Below are 19,635 nucleotides of genomic sequence, written 5' to 3' on the forward strand. Positions count from 1 at the left end.
TGTGGATAGTACCGGGCAAAACAGTGTAGCCGTAAATGGTAAATCAGTACTGGTTGTTACACTTCTTTCAATAGCATATCTTATTATCTCCTACTTCCTTATTGGCTATAACTCATCAGAGCTGGTACTCGTAGCCATATTTAATTCACTATTTTACCTGTCAGGAGTTACCCGTAAGTTCATATTAGGCTTCAGTATATTCATTGTATACTGGATCATATTTGATTACATGAAGGCTTTTCCAAACTACCATTATACATCCGTTCATATTGCCGATCTGTATAATTTTGAAAAGCACATTTTCGGGATACATGACCATGGCAAACTGTTAACCCCCAATGAATATTTGCGCATTCACGGCACTACGTTTATAGACGTGGTAGCCGGTTTATTTTATCTCTGCTGGATACCCGTGCCATTGGGTTTTGCCGCATTTTTATTCTTCAAAAATAAACGGCAGTTTTTGTATTTCTCCCTCACCTTTGTATTGGTGAATCTGCTTGGATTCGTTATCTATTACACTTATCCTGCTGCACCGCCATGGTATGTTCAATATTACGGTTTTCATTTTACACCGCTAACTGCGGGTAATGTTGCCGGTTTGGCTAAGTTCGATGCTTATTTTCATGCGGGTATCTTCAAATCTATCTATACCAAAGGTTCCAATGTTTTCGCGGCTATGCCATCGCTTCACTCCTCCTACCCGGTTATTGTATTGTACTATGGTATAAAAAACCGGTACAAAGTGGCCAGCATCTTTTTTGCCATTGTAATGCTGGGTATTTGGTTTACCGCTGTGTATGCAAGTCATCATTATGTATTGGATGTATTGGCGGGTATTACTACAGCTGTATTGGGCATATCCCTGTTTAACCTGTTGATGGCCAAAGTAAAATGGATGCAAACCTCCATTGATAAATACGAGCAGGTTATTCTGTAAATCATTGTACTATTTACTATACCATCTCTGATTTGCCATAAGACAATCCTTGTTGCCTGGTGATATCCAGGTTTAAACTGTATTACAAAAATATCTTTTGGGTATAAAAAATTGCAAATCGCTTAATATCATCAGTATTTAGATTAACAAACAGTAAACAGGCACACTATTTGACAGGTTATTATTCAAATAAACTGTTGATACGATAATCCTTACATGAAGAAACTGATTACCTGCCTTTTTATACTCCTCGCCGGATTAGAATTATCAGCGCAAGCGCATGACCTGGATAGCCTGAAACAAAAATTACAGGTTACCAAAGATTCGCTAAAAGGTCCTATATATGTGGAGATCGCGAACCAGTATTTGTTAAAAAACGATACGATCACCAGCAGGCGGTTCAGGTATTATAACCAGCTAGAAGCGTTAAACTATACCATGCTGGCCCTCCACAATTTCTCAAACATTTCAGACACGCTGGGTTTACGCACCTGCTATAATAATCTGGCAAAAATTTATCGTCAGCAATACAGGTATATTCAGGCCAAGTGGTTCATTTTGCAGTCAAACGCCATATCCCGTCAGAAAAAAGATGTACCCAATATTATTACTTCGTTAATTGAACTTTCGGCGATAAAGGCCGATATGAAAGATTATAAATGGGCCATGCGCGATCTGAATGAGGCCCTGACATTATCGGTTAAAAACAAAGATCCCCAGAAAGAATCGGCGGTACAGGTTGGTTATGCCGGGCTATTTCGCCAGATGAAAGATTTTGATAAGGCAGCTTTGGCTATTAAGCGGCATGAGGAGATTGATGACAGTATACACCAGGCTGAAATTGACCGCTTGGCACGCGTCAATACCCAGGACTCCCTCCGGATCAAAAAACAAGACTCTATCATCGTCAAAAAAAAAGTACTCGCCTCCAGCAAGAAAGCGCCTACCTCAAGCAAAAAGAAGCCCTCCAAAACAGGCTCCGTCAAACGCATAGCCTCATTATAGTATTGGTAATAGCGCTTGCTCTGATCGCTATTGCCGTTATCGTTTATTCAATACGCAGCAAACGCGTTAAATGGCAATTGCGCATAAGAAAACCACGATCATAACGTTGCATATATCGCCGGGATATTTTAATTAAACCCGCTGCCGGGAAAATTGTCATACAGATGATATGAGGAAACTGATCATTAAAACTATTTTTACTTTTGCAGCCTTGCTTACATTTTATACCGCTTATGGCCAAAGCAGGCAATTTAAAAATGAGTTTTTATACCGTATAAACTTAACCAGGCAAAAAGGCTGTAACTGCGGCGTGAAATATTACCCTCCTGCCCCGCCGCTAACCTGGAATGATGACTTACAGGATGCTGCTGAGGGCCACGCTAAAGATATGGCCAGGCAAAATTATTTTGATCATAACAGCAGGGATGGCCGCAGCATGGAGGATCGCATAGTTGCCGCCGGCTACAAATTCAAGGGATACAAAAGTTTTGCTATTGGCGAAAATATAGCTGCCGGGCAACAAAGCATTGCCGAAGTGATGGACGGTTGGTTTAAGAGTGAAGGTCATTGCAAAAACCTGATGAATCCCGATTTTAAAGAAGTAGGTGTTGCCATGTACCGGAATTACTGGGTACAGGATTTTGGCGGCCGCGAATCCTTTTCGCCCGAACAGCAGAAGCTCATTAAATCGGGCAAATACCGCATGGTGCGGCAGCCCTCAACCGGTCATGATTAGGTCGATACGTGAATATGTAAGTTACAGATACCGGCTTTTAGCCTGGCAATCCCAAAGTCAGTTTTTCAAAATTCCCAGGATTCAAAGCGCATTTACACTTAGTTTTGTTAATTTTGGAATTAATGCTACCCGCTACCAACCATACGCTTGAAAAACTGGAAATGCTGCTCAAATCGGCTGGGTACAAGGTGCGGTATGAAAAAGGCAATTTTAAAACAGGCTCCTGCTTGTTACTCAACAGCCGTATGGTAATTGTTAACCGTTTCTCGAACCTGGAAAGTAAAATATTAGCCATTGTTGAATTGCTTCGGGAACTTGAGGTAGATTACAAACTGCTTGATGAAAAACAGGTTGCATTTTTGCAGGAGATCAAACAAACTAAATTGCAGCTGTGACCATAACATTTTTAGGAACCGGAACTTCACAGGGTGTCCCTGTTATTGCCTGCGGCTGTGAGGTATGTACATCAACCGATGCTCGTGATAACAGGTTAAGGACTTCCATTTTAATAGAAACTGAAGATAAAACTATCGTAGTTGATTCGGGCCCCGATTTCAGATACCAAATGTTGCGGGCAGGAGTAAAACATCTGGATGCCATTGTGTTTACTCACGAACATAAAGATCATATTGCCGGCATGGATGATATCAGGGCATTTAACTACAAGCAAAACAGCCCGATTGATATTTACGCAGATCAAAGAGTACAAAAAGCCCTGGTACGTGAGTTTCCGTATGTTTTTGACGGAACGGGATACCCCGGTATTCCACAGGTAGTAGTGCACCCTATCAACCTGCTTCCATTTTCAATTGGTAACAATATTTTTACACCTATTGAGGTGCTCCACTATAAGCTGCCTATACTGGGTTTTAGGGTAAATGATTTCACTTATATTACGGATGCCAAAACCGTACCGGAAAGTGAAAAAGAAAAAATAAAAGGAACAAAAACACTGGTGATCAATGCGCTGCAAAAACAAAGCCATATATCACATTTTACGCTTGAAGAAGCTATAAATTTTGCCAATGAGGTTGGTGCCGACATGACTTATCTTACGCATATCAGCCATCGTTTAGGTACTCATTTCGACGTATCCAAAGAATTACCAGGGAATATTGAGCTGGCTTACGATGGTCTGAAACTCATTATTTAACTCCTCAGGGTAACACCGCTGGTGTTTAAGAATTTACAATAAATAAACAGGAAATAAGACAATTTTCGCACAAAAAAAAACAATATTTGTAAGCATCCGTTTGGGTACATAATGTGTACTTGATACGGATAGCAAGCCCCTATTAAATGGAATATATTGTTTACGTAAGCACAGCCCAAAGGCTGATGAGCGAAGAAGAACTTTTAGATTTGTTGAGAGTTGCTCGTGCTAAAAATAAAAAAAATAAGATCACGGGTATGCTGCTCTATTGTCAGGGTACATTCATGCAGGTTCTGGAAGGTGAAAAAAGTTCTGTTGAGCTCATTTACCAAACCATTGAACTGGATGCAAGGCACAAAAACATCATTAAACTTGCTTCCGGAACTACTAAAAAAAGAAACTTTCCAGACTGGTCAATGGCTTTTGCCTCTGTAAATTCAGAAACCCTGCAGGAAATTGAAGGCTTTCTTAGCTTACCCGATCTAAACTTACCCAATAACGCTGAGCATATCACCATTAATATGCTTAAAACCTTTGTTGATAGTAACAGATTATATATTTCTTTTTAACCTCCAGTTTTATAATAATTACTGTTTTTGCGATACTTAGTAACGATAGAACAATAGTTATTAACTAATGTTTTAAACAGACAGTATTTTTTTAATTATAATTTAACAAAAACTACCTGCAAATTTATAATTAGTTATTTAATTTATCAAAACTTAATAAAATTTACAAATAAGATTATAGCTTAATAAAGCTCACCCTCTCTATTGCACCTTTATATTTGTTTAAGTACCCTGTATTATGCGTATTAATTTTACCCTTTATGGTAATAAACCTTTTATTGATCCGGGTAAATGTGCCATTGTTATATTGAAATAATCCCTCTCGTGTTCCGGTTAGGTACAATGGGCACTCCTGGCTAAAATCAACCCATAACGCTTTATTTAAGGAATGATCTGCAAAAAGACTATCATTTAATAATGCCGATTGCTCAACACCCTCCACATATTTCCCGGTAACTTCTACATACTGACCGTTATAACTTTTAAGATGATTTACCAATTCAGTAAACTCAATTTTTTTAAAAGTTATCCCATCGTTACAATTACTCTCAAAAATCTTGGGCTGTTTGCTGCATGACAGCAGCAATAACATAATTATGGCAGGAAAGAACAGCTTGCTTATTTTACCGGGTACCATAACATCAAAAAAATCAGTTTTATGAATATAACGAAAACATTTTCAGTATAGTAGTCATATCCGTTAAGTATCCTGATTATTACACAATAAACAGGAGAATTATTCATCTGTGCTAAATGCTTTTATAATATTGTAATTAGCGTTACATTTAGCTATCAATTATACCAATTATATGAAGCTGAAATTAATGATTATAGGGCTGTTTATTTTTATAACAACAGCACAAGCACAGCAAAAAATTATCCAGTTGTACCAAGGCGCGGCTCCAGGTTCCGAAAACTGGAATTGGACTGAAGGCGAAAGTGAAAATAAGTTATTTAATGTAAAGTTGGTTTACAATGTGGTGCATCCTTCTCTGGAGGCATTTTTACCCGATCCGGCGATTGCCACAGGCACGGCTGTTATTATTTGTCCCGGCGGTGGTTTCGAGGTATTATCTATCAACAGTGAAGGTAACGATGTTGCCAAATGGCTTAATCAGCATGGTGTAGCCGCCTTTGTATTAAAATACCGGTTAACGCAAAGTTTTACAGACGACCCAATGAAAGAGCTCGCCACAAACATGGCTAAAAAAGGTTTTGAACAAAAAATAAGTAAAATAATCCCTTTATGTATTGCTGATGCCAGACAAGCCATTACTTATGTGCGGGAGCATGCTGTGGAATATGGCTTGTCACCATCGCGTATAGGTATTATGGGTTTCTCGGCAGGAGGAACTTTAGCCGCGGCATCTGCTTATAAATATACGCCTGCCAATAAACCCGATTTTGTAGCGCCAATTTACCCTTATTTTCCACCGGCATTGCAATCCCCCATCCCGGATGATGCACCACCCTTGTTCCTGACCGCGGCTACAGACGATAACCTGAACCTCGCTCCGCATAGTGTCGACTTATATTCCAAATGGCTTGCTTCAAAACATAGCGCCGAATTGCATTTGTATGCCAAAGGGAGCCATGGTTTTGGTATGCGAAAACAAAACATTCCCACAGATACCTGGATTGAACGTTTTAACGACTGGCTGGGTCTTAAAGGCTTTTTAAAACCGATAGATCCAAAAGCCAAATCACCACAGGAAAAACAAGAACAAGCAGAAGCCAATCGCAAAAAATATGATGAACAGTTTCATAAAGACTGGGCCAACATTAAACGCTATGCGGCCGATAACGCAAAAGTAATTGCACAGGGGACTAACCCTAAAAGTGTTGTTTACATGGGCGACTCAATCACTGATTTCTGGATCAGGAGTGACTCTGCATTTTTTGCCGGTAAGCCATATTATGACCGGGGCATCAGCGGGCAAACCACTACCCAGATGCTGGTGCGTTTTCGTGATGATGTAATCAACCTAAAACCCGGTGTGGTAGTGATACTGGCAGGCATCAATGATATTGCAGAAAATAATGGCCCTATAAAGCTGGAAGATGTTTTTGGCAATATACAATCCATGGCGCTGTTGGCTAAAGCGGCTGGTATTAAGGTAGTTCTATCGTCGGTATTGCCGGCATTTGACTTTCCATGGCGCCCCGGAATGGAACCTGCCGAAAAAGCAGTGCGCCTGAATGCCATGATCAAAGACTTTGCCGACAAAAATCACATGGTATATCTTGATTACTTTTCGGCAATGGCCGATGAACGCAAGGGTTTGCCTAAATCATTATCAGGCGATGGCGTACACCCCAATCTGGCTGGTTACAAAGTAATGGAACCGCTGGCCGAGAAAGCGATAGCTGAGGCTTTAAAACGTAAATAAGAGGGATTAATCTACCTCCCTCCTGACTGTGAGGGAGGTAATTTAACCCAATCATATCAAAACGATAATGCTATTTGCATAAATTTGCGCATATCGTTATCTATGAAAAAACTCATCCTCTTTATTACAGTCTTTTTGCAAGCGATAATAGCATTTGGCCAGGCAGATACGGTTCAGAAAATCATTCCTGGTCGTAAAAATAGCGTTAAACAGCAAAGTAAACCATACGTAATCCTTATTTCGGCGGATGGTTTTAGATATGATTACGCCAAAAAGTACCAGGCTACCCATTTGCTTGCTTTAAGTAAGGAGGGTGTTAGTGCATCATCTATGATCCCTTCCTATCCTTCAGTTACTTTTCCTAACCATTATGCTTTGGTTAGCGGTTTATATCCTTCGCATTCAGGCCTGGTCAATAATGCTTTTTATGATCGTGACCGGCATGATTCCTATTATATGGGCGCGAAAGCCAAAGTAGCTGATGGTTCCTGGTATTATGGCTCGCCACTATGGGTATTGGCCGAGCAGCAGCGTATGCTTTCGGCCAGTTTTTACTGGGTAGCTTCGGAGGCAGCTATACAGAACGTTCGTCCTACCTATTATTATACCTATAACGAAAAGATAACTATCCATGACCGTATAGATGCTGTGGTAAAGTGGTTAAAACTACCGCCGGCCGAACGCCCGCACCTGATCACCTTCTACTTTCCGCAGGTTGATCATGCGGGGCACATGTATGGCCCTGACGCGCCGGAAACAGCCCATGAAGTACACTTTGTTGATTCCGCGGTTAATGAGCTGAATAAAGCTGTAAAAGCCACCGGTATTAAAGCAAACTTTATTTTTGTATCAGACCACGGCATGACCTATGTAGATAAGGAACACCCCATCGGTATTCCCGCGGCTATTGATACCTCAAAATTTGTAGTTTCAGGCGATGGTATCCTGGTAGAATTGTATGCCAAAAACAAAACCGATATCGACAGCACCTACAAACAGTTAAAACAACAAGCAGTTGATTACGACGTGTATCTTAAAACCTACGTACCGGCCAGATTACATTATGGCCAAACCGATGACTGGCATAACCGCATTGGTGATATATTGCTGATACCCCATTACCCCAAAGTATTTAACTTATCTAAAAGAAAAATAAACCTGGGCTGGCACGGATATGATCCAACTCTGGTTAAAGATATGCACGCCACCTTCCTGGCCTGGGGACCTGCCTTTAAAAAGAATACAACCATTCCATCGTTTGAGAACGTAGCGGTTTTTAACCTGGTAAAAAGTATATTAGGGCTTCGATATACCGGTAAGGTAGATGGCACCGATAAGCTGGCGCGTACCATCCTGGTTAAAAAGAAATAAAAATATCCCTGTTAGGCATGACCAACATTTATATACCCGAGGCTACCGAAAACCAGAGCAAGATCACTGCGGGTAATATTTCGTTTGTACATTATCAGGAACAGGACAGCTTTAAAAATGTTCGGGTGGTATTTAACTGTTATGCCATTAGCTTTGTGATCAATGGCGAAAAGGCAGTCTATCGTCCGGCTGATAATACGGTAGTACATACTGGCGAAGGCATTGTTTTACCTCAAGGTAATTCCATTATGGCCGAGCATACACTCAATGAACATCAGTATAGCAGCATCCTGGTGTTTTTTCCGACAAGCGTGGCTATTAATTTCTTAAATAAATATCAGCTAAATACCAAGACTTCGGCCGCTCCTGATTATATTAAGTTCAGACAAACCAATTATCTGGCCGGTTATATTAAAAGTCTGCAGGCCTTGATACACGATGGGCAAAATTTACCCTATGAATTGGCCGTAAACAAGGTGGAAGAGCTGTTGCTAATTTTACTGCAAAGCCACCGGACGCAATTGATTGCTTTGTTACAAAGCAATGCCCCTTCGCCTGCCATGCAATTAAAAAATGTAGTGGAGAACAATCTCTTCAATAACCTTACCCTCGAGGAACTGGCCTTCCTGGCTCATAAAAGCCTGGCATCTTTTAAACGCGATTTTGAAAAAGCTTACCACATTGCTCCCGGCAAATACATCCGCGAACGCAAACTGGAGGTAGCCCGGCAGGAATTATCGCAAGGTAAGAACGCAACTTCGTTATACCTTGACCTGGGTTATGATAACTTGTCGAATTTTTCGTCGGCCTTTAAAAAGAAGTTCGGCGTAAGCCCTAAACAGTATCAGCTCGGCGCGCAATAAAAATATTACGGGAGACACATGTGATGTGTCTCTACAATAAAAGCAAATGTAGAGACGCATTACATGCGTCTCTTTCACGCCCTTTTTATGAGCTGTTTTCAATAGTTTTTGAGCCCATATCAATAACTTCAAAGCATCAATCACCCACAATTTTGGATAAATAAATATTATCCGAAAGATCATGAAAACATTCTTCTTATTTGTGCTGGCTATAAGCCTTGGTTTAATCGCTAATGCACAAACCTTTACCCTTAAAAGCACCGATTTAGGTGGCCAGTTCACCAATCAATTTATCGCTAATACATTTGGTTGCAGCGGCGGCAACAAATCGCCTCAACTGGAATGGCAGAATGCGCCAGCAGGTACACAAAGTTTCGCGGTAACTATTTATGACCCGCAGGCGCCTACGGGCAGCGGCTGGTGGCACTGGATTATTTTTGATATCCCGGCCAGCGTACATGAACTAAAACAGGGCGCAGGCAACCCATCGGCAGGAATAGCACCGGCCGGCACTATACAGGGAATTACTGATTTTGGTGTTACTGGTTATGGCGGCCCATGCCCGCCGGAAAATGATGCGCCTCATGGCTACGTGATCACGGTTTATGCCTTGAAATCAACGAAGCTTGGGGTGGATAATAAAGCTTCGGCTGCCTTAGCCGGCTTTATGCTTAATCAAAATGTGATAGCCAAAGCATCGTTGGTGGTATATTATAAAAGATAAGAGTTTGGTGTATAGACGGGCTAACGTAGTATCGACTCCCCACCTACGCTTCGCTGGGTGACCCTCTCTTCGCCTACGGGCGGAAAGAGGGTTGGGAAAATACCCATAAAAAAAATTTGGATCCCTCTTTACGCCACAGGCGAAGAGAGGGATGTTGGGCATAGCGATGACAGGGTGAGTTGACACCACCCGGAAAATTGGGATGGATGTAACGTTGTACATACAAATGGGTAATAACCAAGCTTGCTATTTTTAATTAGCCAAATATTTTGTTATTTGTAATAGCTTAAAATCTCACCGGTTATGCACAGAAGAAACTTCCTGAAAACAGGCTCATTAGCAGGTTTAACTTTATCAACTTTAGTAGCCGCGTCATGCAGTCAGCCAGCGGAAGAAAAAAAGGCCGATGATACTGCCGATAACAAAGACGATCTGTTTGAACTCTCAGAAGTTACCATTTCCTATCTGCAGCAAAAAATGCAGGCCAAGGAATATACCTCGCGCCTTATTACCGAACTCTACCTGAAACGTATTGACAAAATAGATAAGAACGGGCCAAAGCTCAACTCGGTCATCGAGCTCAACAAAGATGCGTTGAATATGGCCGATGCCATGGATAAAGAACGTGCACAGGGCAAAGTGCGTGGCCCATTGCATGGCATACCGGTACTCATTAAAGACAATATCAATACCGGCGATAATATGCACACCACAGCCGGTGCGCTGGCATTGGCTGATAACTTTGCCAAACAGGACGCCTTCATTGTGCACAAATTGCGCGAAGCGGGCGCGGTTATACTGGGCAAAACCAATTTAAGCGAATGGGCCAATTTCCGATCCACACACTCCACCAGTGCCTGGAGCAGTCGCGGTGGGCAAACCAAATGTCCTTATATATTGGATCGTAATCCCAGTGGCTCAAGCGCTGGTTCCGGATCGGCGGCGGCAGCTAATTTATGTACTGTTGCTATCGGTACCGAAACTGATGGCTCTATTGTATCACCCTCATCGGTCAATGGCCTGGTGGGCATTAAACCTACCGTAGGCCTGTGGAGCCGATCGGGCATCATCCCCATATCCAAAACACAAGATACTGCCGGACCAATGGCGCGCACCGTTAAGGATGCCGCTATTGTTTTAGGTGTACTGGCCGGTATCGACGCACAGGACAGTTACACCCTTGCCAGTAAGGGAAAAGCAGCGGCAGATTACACTAAATTTCTGGACGCAAACGGGCTGAAAGGTAAACGTCTTGGAGTAGAGAAATCGGCACTGGAAGGCAACCCTGCAATGGTTGCTTTGTTGAAAGATGCCATCAATACGCTGAGAGCCAAAGGTGCCACTATTGTTGAAGTGGAACTAAACAAAGCGCTGAAAGACATTAGCCGAGGTGAATTTACCGTACTACTATATGAGTTTAAAGATGGCGTTAATAAGTATCTGAGTACCGCCAACAGTAAAATGAAAACACTGGCCGATGTGATTGCTTTTAACAAACAGAACGAAGCCAAAACCATGCCCTTTTTTAAACAAGAAACGCTGGAACTGGCCCAAAGCAAAGGCGATCTGAACAGCAAAGAGTACCTTGACGCCCTGAAACAAACCAGCGATGGCACACGCAAAGCCATTGATAAAATACTGACAGATAATAAACTGGATGCCATCATCGGTCCAACCAACGGACCTGCAATTTGCATCGACCTGGTTAACGGCGATTATGACAATGGCTTTTCATTCTCGGGACCTGCCGCTAAAGCCGGCTATCCGCATATAACCGTACCCATGGGTAAAGTACATGAATTGCCGGTGGGCCTTTCGTTTTTCAGTACGGCTTATAAAGAAGCGGACATCATTGCCCTGGCCTATGCCTACGAACAGGCATCCAAAAAAAGAGCCGAGCCTGTTTTTAAGCCAGACCTGTTTGCTTAACTTTGTTATCATGGCAACAACACATATTCCTAAAAAGATACTGGCCAGGCAGCACGAAATAACCGCCGAATTTTTGAAAGCGATTGATCAGCACCTGGACGACTTGTTGCAACACAAGTTAATGGATATGATGGAGATCCGCGACTTTGCCGATCAGCTGCACATCCACCCTACCCATTTAAGCAATACCATTAAGTTAACAACCGGTCGGGCGCCTTGTGATTTTTTCGAGGAAAAGATCATGCAGATAGCTAAAGATATGCTCCGGAATAGTACTGTATCCATTGCTGAAATTGCAACTCAGCTTACTTTTGACCCTTCTAACTTTACTAAGTTTTTTAAGCGTTTTGAGGGTGTTACACCAAAACAATACCGTGAAGGGATATTGATTAGGCAATATGAGCAGGCGAATTGAAAGAGACGCATGTGATGCGTCTGTACGTTTAGGTTGTTTTGTAGAGACACATCACATGTGTCTTTTTACCACGAAATAAGTACCAATTAATCTGAAACAGTTACCATTTAAACTGAAATAGTCACCATAATTACAACACTATTTAGCTGCAACTTTGTATCATTATAAACAATAAACAAAAACAAAATGAGTACAAATAAAATAGCTCTTATTACGGGCGGCAGCCGTGGCTTAGGCAAAAACGCGGCCCAGCACCTGGCCAAAAAAGGTATTGATGTAATACTTACCTATCGCAGTAAAAAAGAGGAAGCTGAAGAAGTTGTCGCCTCCATCGAAAAATTGGGTCAAAAAGCAGCGGCATTACAATTGGATACCAGCATTATTAAATCATTTGATGGTTTTATCACTCAGCTTAGCGCGCTGCTGCAGGAAAAATGGGGTCGCAATACCTTTGATTTCCTGATCAACAACGCGGGTATTGATGCAGCCTCGAAATTTGCCGAAACTACCGAAGAGGATTTTGACAACCTCATGAACATACATTTTAAGGGCGTTTACTTTTTAACCCAAAAAAGTTTGCCGGTTATAGCCGATGGTGGTCGTATTATCAATTTTTCAACCGGCCTTGCCCGTTTTTCTACTCCCGGCTATGCGGCTTATGCTTCTATGAAAGGCGCCATTGAGGTATTGACCAAATACCTGGCCAAAGAGTTGGGACCACGCGGCATCGCGGCAAATGTGGTTGCACCCGGGATTATTGAAACCGACTTTACCAAAGAAGCTTTCTCCCATGAAGGTATGCATGACCGGATAGCCGGCATTACCGCTTTAGGCCGCCCGGGTATGCCGGATGATATTGGCGGCATCGTAGCCTTTTTATGTACCGAAGAAGCCCGCTGGATCAACGCGCAGCGTATCGAAGCGTCAGGTGGTATGTTTTTGTAATTGATTGGGTTGATTGGGTTGATTGGGTTGATTGGGTTGATTGGGTTGATTGGGTTGATTGGGTTGCAACACAAATAAGTAATTAGCTGTTTTAATAATTAATACTTTTACTAACTTAATCACCAATCCAACTTAATCAACCCAATCAACTAATTATATGGAATTTGGCCGTGTTACCCCGCAAGAATTAGCTGCTATAGATTTTACCCTTCCTCTTGATACAGCGCTTACATTAAGCACTTTGGCGGCGGCAAAAAGCAAGGAGCCATTACAGGTTCGTGTAGGTTGCGCTAAATGGGGCCGCAAGGAATGGGTTGGCCAGATCTATCCCCTTAAAACCAAGGAAGCCAACTTTCTGGATGAGTATGTAAAGCATTTTGACTGCATTGAGCTCAACGCTACATTCTACAATGTTTACGGACCCGATACCATTACCAAATGGAAAGCCAAAGCTGATAGCAATCCAGATTTTAAATTTTGCCCAAAATTTTCGCAAAGCATCAGTCACATCCGCAGGTTAAAAAATGCCGAGGATATTACCACCAGTTATTACGAAGGCGTGATGGCCTTTGGCGATAAATTGGGCCCCATGTTTTTACAGCTGAGTGATAACTACACCCCAAAAAGCTTTCCGGAGTTAAAAGCATACCTGGAACAATTACCCAAAGATGTTCCTGTTTTTGTTGAGCTGCGGCATAAAGAATGGTTTGCTGTGCCCGAGAACAGCGAAAAAGTTTTTAAGCTATTGCATGACCTCAACATCGGCGCGGTAATTACCGATGCTACCGGCAGGCGCGATGTGGTACACATGAACCTGCCTACACCGCATGCTTTTATCCGTTTTGTGGGGAATGGATTGGTGGATGGTAATTTTGATTCGGATAAGGCCCGTTTGGACGAATGGGTTGCCCGCATTAAACAATGGCAGCAACAGGGTTTAAGATCGGTATGGTTTTTTATGCACCAGCACGATGAACGCTATTCGCCCATCCTGGCCGATTACGTAACCGACGAATTGAACAAAGCATTAGGTACTCAATTACTTCGCCCTAAATTTATTGAAGCACAAAGCAGTTTGTTTTAGTTAGCTACCAACCCGGATATTACATTGATGCTCAGGGCCACTATCGCCGTATTAAAAGCGAAGGCTATCATACCGTGCATCCAGGCCAGGCGGCGAATCTGGCGGGAAGAGATCTCCACATCAGATACCTGGAAGGTCATGCCGATAACAAAGGAAAAATAAACAAAGTCAAGATAATCAGGCTCCTTTTCATCGCCCGGAAATTCAAGGCCTCCTAATGGCTTTTTCTTGTTATCGCCATCAGTATCGATAGAATAATACATATGCGCATAACGCAGGGTAAATATGGTATGCACCAATATCCAGGAAATAATAACCGATGTCATCCCCAGTAAAACATGACCGGTTACAGCCTCTGGCGACAAATGTTTGGATGATTTAAGCAGGAAAAATATAGCCAGCATGCTCACCAGCGAGGATACAATGACGAACAAAAATATCAGCGTGCGACTGGAGTCTTCAATGCGCGCTATTTTGCGTACTTCCATGGGGTGGGATGACAGGATGATCACCCAATCCATAATGATGATAGCCAATGCAAAAGCTATCCAGGTGATCAATATTACTGAGGGTGCGCTGAAATGTCCAAAACAAAAAAACAATACGATTCCGCTTATCCCTAAGGAAATAAGCATCCGATAATTGGAATCCAGTCGAAACCAAACCTTTGATTTTATTTTATTAGCAGGCATAAGACGAGTTTATACCGTAAATATGGTGATGAATTGTGTAGAATTAATGAACTAATTGGATTAAAGATCAAAGATTTAGGGATCAAAGACAAAAGTAGCCTTTAGCTTCCTGCACACTAATCTTCTTCATCTACTATCCAGGCTACACGGCCCACCTGCCCGTCATCTAACTGAACCTTAATACCGCGAGAGTGATAAGCGGCGCTGGTCAGCAATCGTTTTACAAAACCGCGGGTAAGAGTACCCGTACGCTGATCTTTTTTCAGGATAATGTCAACCTCCAGACCTGGGTATATATCGCTTCTGTTTTGTCCGTTCATGACCGTTGATCTATATTGATTTTTATGATTCCGTTGATTTTGACGCCTATTTCACCAGTTCTTTTATCGCCCTGTCAACCTTTTCAAAATCAAAATTGGTGAGCAGTTTATCAAAGGCAGCGGTAATTTGTTCATTACCAAGGTTGCCTATACTACCTTCGTGGGTATGATTTACCGTTTTGTCGGGATTAAAATCGCCTTGTTCAATGGCCAGGCCTATTTGTTTGTAGGCATCGCGGAAAGGGGTACCGTTCAATACCATGCGGTTCACTTCTTCCACGCTGAAGAGGTAAGCATATTTTGGATCTTTCAGTATATCAGTGTTTACGCTGATGTTCTGCAGCATAAAGGTGGCCATGTGCAGGCAATTTTTCAGATCGGCAAAAGCCGGGAACAACAATTCTTTAAGCAATTGCAACTCACGGTGATAGCCCGATGGCAGGTTGGTGGTCATCATGGCTACATCGGTTGGCAGGGCCTGCAAGCGGTTACATTTGCCGCGCATAATTTCCCATACATCGGGATTCTTTTTATGCGGCATAATGCTGCTGCCGGTAGTTAAAGTATCCGGGTAGCTTACAAAAGCAAAGTTCTGGCTTAGGTATAAAGCCTGATCCATCGCCATTTTTGCAAGCGTAGCAGCAATAGACGACAAAGCCTGCGCAATGATCCGCTCGGTTTTGCCACGCCCCATCTGGGCGTATACCACGTTATAATTTAAACTATCAAAACCCAGTAATTGGGTAGTTAAAGTACGGTTTAACGGAAAGGATGAGCCATAACCCGCCGCCGAGCCTAATGGATTTTTATTGGTGATGCGATATGCCGCCAAAACAAGCTCCAGGTCGTCGGCCAGGCTTTCGGCATAAGCGCCAAACCACAAACCAAATGACGATGGCATGGCTACCTGCAAATGCGTATAGCCGGGCAGTAAAACATCCTTATATTTTTCGCTCAAAGAGATCAATTGACGAAACAGTGCTTCTGTTTCGTCAACCACCTGCTGCAGCTGATTGCGGAAAAATAGTTTCAGGTCAACCAGTACCTGGTCGTTACGGGATCGGCCGCTGTGAATTTTTTTACCGGCATCGCCTATGCGCTGGGTAAGCAGCAGCTCTACCTGCGAGTGTACATCCTCTACCCCATCATCAATGGTAAAACCACCTTTTTCAATATCGGCGTATATGGCTTTTAACTCGCGCTGTACCAGGTCAAGATCGGCAGTATCCATCAATCCGATGCTTTGCAGCATACGGGTGTGTGCCAATGATCCTAACACGTCAAAGGCTGCCATTTGCTCATCAAATTCCCTGTCGCGGCCAACAGTAAAGCTCTCTACCAGTTCATTTACATTGGTAGTTTTTTGCCATAACTTACTCATGGTGCAAATATGTGCATTAATGAGAAATAATGGTTAAAAAATATCAAGACGAGTGGACTAACCCGAAAAGAACAAGGATTCTTGGATCAAAGAGCATGGATAAAGCCAACAAAAGTCTTTGCTCCTTTATCCAAAAATCTTTGCTCCTTACCGCCTCTCCAATACCAGAAATAATTTATTTTAAAATATTCTACTAAATCTATAGGATTTATATAAATACTTTTTATATTTGCACTGTCAACAACGACAAATAGTTCTTTATTACGCTTATCAAGAAAGACTGAGGGAAAGGCCCAAAGACGTCTTAGCAACCTGTACATCCGCATAATGTAAAAGGTGCTAATTCCTGCTCCGTATAGGAGAAAGATAAACAAAGATCTTACCCTTCCAATCTTCCATAAGTGATTTATAGTTTTTTTTAAAGTCGCGTGACCGAGAGGATAGGTTAAGGTCTGCAAAACCTTCTACGGCAGTTCGAATCTGCCCGCGACGTCAAATTTTCTTCTTTTATTTTCTTAAAAATTCACGCTATACCTGGTCGAAAACCGGAGGTAAGGATAAGTTTTGTCCACATCCGGGTGATTTTTGTAGTTTCCCTCCAGTCGGAAGTAGCCAGGCTCGGCACAAATAGAAAAACCTTTGATAAACATATAACTCAACTCGCTCGAAAACGTGTGTAGAAAGTAGTGTGAATTATTGCCGTTAACCGTTATAACCCAGCCGCCCCTGTAATTAATACCATAAAATATCTTATCAAAAATACTGATAGTACCTCCCCCATTAATAGCAAAACCAGGCCCATAGTCATAATTACGCCCTTTAAAAAGATAAGGATCGGGTATAGCGGCCAGCAATATCGGCCCCGCGCCAAACGAGGTGTTGATCTTTAGCCTTTTGCTTAGCCTGTATTCCGATAGCATGTTGAACTTAACACTTTGCCCGCCATAAAAAAATGCCTGGTTGTGGATATAATCGTAATTGGCCGATAGGATAAGCAGGTTTCTAATATTATCCTTTAACGAGATATCCCAGCCGGCAAGTGATCCGTACACGCTGATCACGTTTACATTGGTACTGTCGTCCTGCCCAAACTCGGCCGTAACTGCTATGTTGCTGAAGGGACTTTTCAGATCTTCGGCAGGATCGCCGTATAGCAACCTGGCCCGGCCATACCAGCCAAAACGCCCGCTGGTGGGTAAACTTTTGCTGCCGCTGGTATTTACATTACGCAGTCCTATATCGAGCTCGGCGCTGATATGGGTGGAGTCGCGGTCCTTAGGGTTTCCATAAACCTTACCCCATTTACCATCCAGCAGGCGGTTAAGTCCGTTCATGGGGTTAACTAAAAACCCAAGCACTTCCTGTGCCTGCCGTTTAAAACCACGCTGCCGGTTATTCACGATTTTGTTGGAGAAGCGGTAAGTCATTTCGCCCAGTACAATGCCACCGAAACTGGTATTGATAAAATCATTGGGTGCCGGAGCCTGGTTTTCGGCAAAGGTTTCCCAAAGGTAACTGCCGGCTGCTGTTGCCGGGACCGATTGCCAGAAACTGTAGCCGTTGCTCCGGAACGCGCTGTAAAACATACCGCCGTGATAAGGATGCCCAAACTGATTGGTTTGAAAAGGATCGTTATCCCAGGTCCAGCTGCCGGGATTCAGGTTATGGCCAACAGTTTTCCAGGAGATGCGCGCGTAATCTTTATTGGCAACATAACGATCAAAAGTCCAGGGGATCAATTCGGCAAGCATTAACTCACCGGCCGCACGTCCAAACTTCTTTTTGATCAATGTATCGCGGAAATTATCCTGAGCTTTACTGCCGACAACCGGAAGCTTACGAAACGGCACTTGCCCATAAAGATGCATTGCGCTTATAACAAAAATTAAAAGCAATATGAGCCACCTTGATCTTGTAAAACGGGTATGGGTAAGATCCATTTAAAACAAATTGCGACGATGATGTATCTTCTACCCGCACCCACCAATCGTTATCAGTACCGATATACCAGCATCATAATATCAAAGAGTTGTATAAACTATAACTCAAAAGATAATAACCGGGAAAATTGTTTTTGATCGCGCCCAATTAAATTTAGCTGAATTTAACTTTAGATTAATAATCAGGCAACGCCTGTTCAACCCCGACTTAAAAAACCGGGAAAGAAATGGTCAGGCTTATAAGTATATCAGCCCTTTAAATTCATCCGCTTTATAATAAAACGGCTCAAAATTTTCGGCTTCCACCAGCTCACAGCTAACCTCCATGGTGGTAAAATTAATATCGCCAAAAATATTGGCTATGGCGGTATCGGCTGCATCCCGGCCAGTAGCTATCTTGATCAAACCATTGAGCGGCACCAGCCTGGTAGCATCAAAAAGCACCCAACTACTACCCAGGTAAGCTTCAAAGCAGGCGTGAAAGTCGGCAGGTTTCAGGTGATAAGCATAGCCTGTAAAATAACGTGCCGGTATGGTGAGCGCCCGGCATAAGGCAATCCCCAAATGGGCAAAATCACGACAGACCCCTACTTGCTCGGTTACGGTGTCAAAGGCAGATGTTTGCGCGTTACTATAGCCACTCAGGTATTGCACATTTTGATGTATCCAGTTGGTAAGGGTGGCCACCTGCTCAAACGGATTAGTAATATGCCCAAACAGATTATGTGCCAAACGGTATAATTTATCCGACTGGCAATAGCGGCTCGGGTTCAAATAATGCAACACATGAGCAGGCAGTTGCGAAACCAATGCTTCAGGTAAATCGCTAAAGTCATACAACTCATAACAATTATCAACCAGTGCCCGGTAAGTAATTTTTAATGCGCAAGGTTCGGTCAGTTCAACCCGCATCAGCCGGCTTTCGCCCTGTATGGCCGTTAATTCTTCGGCTTTGTGGTACGGATCTATGGTGAGTTCTTCGCTCAGTACCAATTGATTTGGTGTACGCAAAGCATGAATATTTAATACCAATGTGCCTTCCGACTGTGCCTCATACTGCATTTGGGTAAACACATTGAACTTCATAATTAATTACTGAGTTAGTGATTTAATGAATTTGTGAATTTTTATGATCCTGGCTCCAAAAATTCTTGCTCTTTATTCCAAAAATCTTGCTC

20 protein-coding genes and 1 riboswitch are annotated in these 19,635 nt (G+C 42.6%); of the genes, 14 read left to right on the forward strand and 6 right to left on the reverse strand.

Going from position 1 to position 19,635, the window contains the following annotated elements; genetic code table 11:
• The first annotated feature begins 1 nt into the window (after nucleotide 1).
• The 6 genes from ACNURT_RS19725 to ACNURT_RS19750 all read left to right on the forward strand — a co-directional run bounded on the left by ACNURT_RS19725 (nucleotide 2) and on the right by ACNURT_RS19750 (nucleotide 4,403).
• Nucleotides 2–940, forward strand: coding sequence for a phosphatase PAP2 family protein (locus tag ACNURT_RS19725; protein ID WP_419699183.1), 939 nt, complete (start codon nucleotides 2–4; stop codon nucleotides 938–940).
• Between the two features lie 216 nt (nucleotides 941–1,156).
• Nucleotides 1,157–1,945 (forward strand): hypothetical protein, encoded by a 789-nt coding sequence (locus ACNURT_RS19730; protein ID WP_419699184.1) that lies wholly within the window; start codon nucleotides 1,157–1,159, stop codon nucleotides 1,943–1,945.
• Nucleotides 1,946–2,114: 169 nt separating this feature from the next.
• Nucleotides 2,115–2,681, forward strand: coding sequence for a CAP domain-containing protein (locus tag ACNURT_RS19735; protein WP_419699185.1), 567 nt, complete (start codon nucleotides 2,115–2,117; stop codon nucleotides 2,679–2,681).
• 122 nt (nucleotides 2,682–2,803) lie between these two features.
• Nucleotides 2,804–3,076, forward strand: a complete 273-nt coding sequence (locus tag ACNURT_RS19740) for a hypothetical protein (protein WP_370998886.1) — start codon at nucleotides 2,804–2,806, stop codon at nucleotides 3,074–3,076.
• Nucleotides 3,073–3,834: an MBL fold metallo-hydrolase gene (locus tag ACNURT_RS19745; RefSeq protein ID WP_419699186.1), complete on the forward strand. Its 762-nt coding sequence runs from the start codon at nucleotides 3,073–3,075 to the stop codon at nucleotides 3,832–3,834. Before ACNURT_RS19740 ends, ACNURT_RS19745 begins: the two co-directional genes overlap by 4 nt.
• 146 nt (nucleotides 3,835–3,980) lie before the next feature.
• A complete protein-coding gene (locus tag ACNURT_RS19750; RefSeq protein WP_419699187.1) occupies nucleotides 3,981–4,403 on the forward strand; it encodes a BLUF domain-containing protein in 423 nt (140 codons plus the stop codon).
• A gap of 175 nt (nucleotides 4,404–4,578) precedes the next feature.
• On the opposite strand, the gene ACNURT_RS19755 is transcribed toward ACNURT_RS19750, so the two are convergent.
• A complete protein-coding gene (locus tag ACNURT_RS19755; RefSeq protein ID WP_419699188.1) occupies nucleotides 4,579–4,995 on the reverse strand; it encodes a hypothetical protein in 417 nt (138 codons plus the stop codon).
• Between the two features lie 217 nt (nucleotides 4,996–5,212).
• Here ACNURT_RS19755 and ACNURT_RS19760 point away from each other — a divergent pair, with 217 nt between their 5' ends.
• The 8 genes from ACNURT_RS19760 to ACNURT_RS19795 all read left to right on the forward strand — a co-directional run bounded on the left by ACNURT_RS19760 (nucleotide 5,213) and on the right by ACNURT_RS19795 (nucleotide 14,124).
• A complete protein-coding gene (locus ACNURT_RS19760) occupies nucleotides 5,213–6,793 on the forward strand; it encodes a GDSL-type esterase/lipase family protein (protein ID WP_419699189.1) in 1,581 nt (526 codons plus the stop codon).
• A gap of 102 nt (nucleotides 6,794–6,895) precedes the next feature.
• Nucleotides 6,896–8,164, forward strand: coding sequence for an ectonucleotide pyrophosphatase/phosphodiesterase (locus tag ACNURT_RS19765; protein WP_419699190.1), 1,269 nt, complete (start codon nucleotides 6,896–6,898; stop codon nucleotides 8,162–8,164).
• A gap of 17 nt (nucleotides 8,165–8,181) precedes the next feature.
• Nucleotides 8,182–9,027 (forward strand): helix-turn-helix domain-containing protein, encoded by an 846-nt coding sequence (locus tag ACNURT_RS19770; RefSeq protein ID WP_419699191.1) that lies wholly within the window; start codon nucleotides 8,182–8,184, stop codon nucleotides 9,025–9,027.
• Nucleotides 9,028–9,208: 181 nt separating this feature from the next.
• Complete coding sequence (locus ACNURT_RS19775) at nucleotides 9,209–9,751, forward strand: YbhB/YbcL family Raf kinase inhibitor-like protein (protein WP_419699192.1); 543 nt, start codon at nucleotides 9,209–9,211, stop codon at nucleotides 9,749–9,751.
• 303 nt (nucleotides 9,752–10,054) lie between these two features.
• The gene (locus ACNURT_RS19780; protein WP_419699193.1) at nucleotides 10,055–11,680 is read left to right on the forward strand and encodes an amidase; all 1,626 of its coding nucleotides are present in this window, start codon (nucleotides 10,055–10,057) and stop codon (nucleotides 11,678–11,680) included.
• Nucleotides 11,681–11,690: 10 nt separating this feature from the next.
• Complete coding sequence (locus ACNURT_RS19785) at nucleotides 11,691–12,095, forward strand: helix-turn-helix domain-containing protein (RefSeq protein ID WP_419699194.1); 405 nt, start codon at nucleotides 11,691–11,693, stop codon at nucleotides 12,093–12,095.
• A 186-nt stretch (nucleotides 12,096–12,281) separates the two neighbouring features.
• Complete coding sequence (locus ACNURT_RS19790) at nucleotides 12,282–13,040, forward strand: SDR family NAD(P)-dependent oxidoreductase (RefSeq protein ID WP_419699195.1); 759 nt, start codon at nucleotides 12,282–12,284, stop codon at nucleotides 13,038–13,040.
• Between the two features lie 157 nt (nucleotides 13,041–13,197).
• Nucleotides 13,198–14,124 carry a DUF72 domain-containing protein gene (locus ACNURT_RS19795; RefSeq protein WP_419699196.1) on the forward strand — a complete coding sequence of 309 codons (927 nt, stop codon included), beginning with the start codon at nucleotides 13,198–13,200 and terminating at the stop codon, nucleotides 14,122–14,124.
• Here the strand turns inward: ACNURT_RS19795 and ACNURT_RS19800 are convergent.
• The 5 genes from ACNURT_RS19800 to ACNURT_RS19820 all read right to left on the reverse strand — a co-directional run bounded on the left by ACNURT_RS19800 (nucleotide 14,121) and on the right by ACNURT_RS19820 (nucleotide 19,543).
• Nucleotides 14,121–14,759 carry a DUF1345 domain-containing protein gene (locus ACNURT_RS19800; RefSeq protein WP_419699197.1) on the reverse strand — a complete coding sequence of 213 codons (639 nt, stop codon included), beginning with the start codon at nucleotides 14,757–14,759 and terminating at the stop codon, nucleotides 14,121–14,123. The two genes, ACNURT_RS19795 and ACNURT_RS19800, sit on opposite strands and share 4 nt — an antisense overlap.
• A 173-nt stretch (nucleotides 14,760–14,932) precedes the next feature.
• A complete protein-coding gene (locus tag ACNURT_RS19805; RefSeq protein ID WP_370998901.1) occupies nucleotides 14,933–15,136 on the reverse strand; it encodes a YwbE family protein in 204 nt (67 codons plus the stop codon).
• Nucleotides 15,137–15,182: 46 nt separating this feature from the next.
• On the reverse strand, nucleotides 15,183–16,517 hold the full coding sequence (gene argH, locus ACNURT_RS19810) for an argininosuccinate lyase (RefSeq protein WP_419699198.1): 1,335 nt from the start codon (nucleotides 16,515–16,517) through the stop codon (nucleotides 15,183–15,185).
• Between the two features lie 264 nt (nucleotides 16,518–16,781).
• Nucleotides 16,782–16,890, forward strand: a riboswitch (SAM riboswitch).
• 142 nt (nucleotides 16,891–17,032) lie between these two features.
• The gene (locus ACNURT_RS19815; protein ID WP_419699199.1) at nucleotides 17,033–18,385 is read right to left on the reverse strand and encodes a DUF3943 domain-containing protein; all 1,353 of its coding nucleotides are present in this window, start codon (nucleotides 18,383–18,385) and stop codon (nucleotides 17,033–17,035) included.
• Nucleotides 18,386–18,694: 309 nt separating this feature from the next.
• Nucleotides 18,695–19,543 carry a transglutaminase-like domain-containing protein gene (locus ACNURT_RS19820; RefSeq protein WP_419699200.1) on the reverse strand — a complete coding sequence of 283 codons (849 nt, stop codon included), beginning with the start codon at nucleotides 19,541–19,543 and terminating at the stop codon, nucleotides 18,695–18,697.
• Between the last annotated feature and the right edge of the window lie 92 nt (nucleotides 19,544–19,635).

The sequence above is a fragment of the Mucilaginibacter sp. NFX135 genome (assembly GCF_048565145.1).
Taxonomy (GTDB): Bacteria; Bacteroidota; Bacteroidia; order Sphingobacteriales; family Sphingobacteriaceae; genus Mucilaginibacter.

What these genes read in the sequence shown, in the direction of transcription:
- ACNURT_RS19750 (WP_419699187.1), top strand. Translation starts at nt 3,981, where the DNA reads ATGGAATATATTGTTTACGTAAGCACAGCCCAAAGGCTGATGAGCGAA.
- ACNURT_RS19740 (WP_370998886.1), top strand. Translation starts at nt 2,804, where the DNA reads ATGCTACCCGCTACCAACCATACGCTTGAAAAACTGGAAATGCTGCTC.
- ACNURT_RS19770 (WP_419699191.1), top strand. Translation starts at nt 8,182, where the DNA reads ATGACCAACATTTATATACCCGAGGCTACCGAAAACCAGAGCAAGATC.
- ACNURT_RS19815 (WP_419699199.1), bottom strand. Translation starts at nt 18,385, where the DNA reads ATGCATCTTTATGGGCAAGTGCCGTTTCGTAAGCTTCCGGTTGTCGGC.
- ACNURT_RS19735 (WP_419699185.1), top strand. Translation starts at nt 2,115, where the DNA reads ATGAGGAAACTGATCATTAAAACTATTTTTACTTTTGCAGCCTTGCTT.
- ACNURT_RS19755 (WP_419699188.1), bottom strand. Translation starts at nt 4,995, where the DNA reads ATGTTATTGCTGCTGTCATGCAGCAAACAGCCCAAGATTTTTGAGAGT.
- ACNURT_RS19780 (WP_419699193.1), top strand. Translation starts at nt 10,055, where the DNA reads ATGCACAGAAGAAACTTCCTGAAAACAGGCTCATTAGCAGGTTTAACT.
- ACNURT_RS19800 (WP_419699197.1), bottom strand. Translation starts at nt 14,759, where the DNA reads ATGCTTATTTCCTTAGGGATAAGCGGAATCGTATTGTTTTTTTGTTTT.
- ACNURT_RS19805 (WP_370998901.1), bottom strand. Translation starts at nt 15,136, where the DNA reads ATGAACGGACAAAACAGAAGCGATATATACCCAGGTCTGGAGGTTGAC.
- ACNURT_RS19730 (WP_419699184.1), top strand. Translation starts at nt 1,157, where the DNA reads ATGAAGAAACTGATTACCTGCCTTTTTATACTCCTCGCCGGATTAGAA.
- ACNURT_RS19760 (WP_419699189.1), top strand. Translation starts at nt 5,213, where the DNA reads ATGAAGCTGAAATTAATGATTATAGGGCTGTTTATTTTTATAACAACA.
- ACNURT_RS19775 (WP_419699192.1), top strand. Translation starts at nt 9,209, where the DNA reads ATGAAAACATTCTTCTTATTTGTGCTGGCTATAAGCCTTGGTTTAATC.
- argH (WP_419699198.1), bottom strand. Translation starts at nt 16,517, where the DNA reads ATGAGTAAGTTATGGCAAAAAACTACCAATGTAAATGAACTGGTAGAG.
- ACNURT_RS19785 (WP_419699194.1), top strand. Translation starts at nt 11,691, where the DNA reads ATGGCAACAACACATATTCCTAAAAAGATACTGGCCAGGCAGCACGAA.
- ACNURT_RS19795 (WP_419699196.1), top strand. Translation starts at nt 13,198, where the DNA reads ATGGAATTTGGCCGTGTTACCCCGCAAGAATTAGCTGCTATAGATTTT.
- ACNURT_RS19765 (WP_419699190.1), top strand. Translation starts at nt 6,896, where the DNA reads ATGAAAAAACTCATCCTCTTTATTACAGTCTTTTTGCAAGCGATAATA.
- ACNURT_RS19790 (WP_419699195.1), top strand. Translation starts at nt 12,282, where the DNA reads ATGAGTACAAATAAAATAGCTCTTATTACGGGCGGCAGCCGTGGCTTA.
- ACNURT_RS19820 (WP_419699200.1), bottom strand. Translation starts at nt 19,543, where the DNA reads ATGAAGTTCAATGTGTTTACCCAAATGCAGTATGAGGCACAGTCGGAA.